At 49.3% G+C, this 282-nt stretch carries 1 pseudogene; it reads left to right on the top strand.

What is annotated here, in order from left to right:
• Nucleotides 1–282, top strand: a pseudogene (locus tag AACW06_RS20370) (IS66 family transposase); the annotation flags it as partial.

The following is a 282-nucleotide window of genomic DNA, read 5'->3' as shown; positions in this document are numbered from 1 at the left end:
AAAGACGCCCGATATTAACCCAGAAAGCCAAGACATCGCCGAGCTTCAAGCTATGGTGAAAGCGTTGATGTCGGAGAAAAATGAGTGGCAGCAAGAACGCCAATCCTTAATTGAGCAGTTTAAGCTCGCCCTTGACCGCCAAACGCTCGGAAGCGTTAAAGCCATATAACGAAGCACAGGGTGACCTCTTTAATGAGGCAGAATGTGAAGCGGCGAAAGCGGAAGATGAGGTTATCACCACCACAACGACGACCATTAAACGTCGTGGTAAACGTCAACCGC

It is taken from the genome of Vibrio sp. S12_S33 (genome assembly GCF_963889785.1).
Classification (GTDB): domain Bacteria; phylum Pseudomonadota; class Gammaproteobacteria; order Enterobacterales; family Vibrionaceae; genus Vibrio; species Vibrio aestuarianus.
This window is presented reverse-complemented; position numbering and strand designations above follow the sequence as displayed.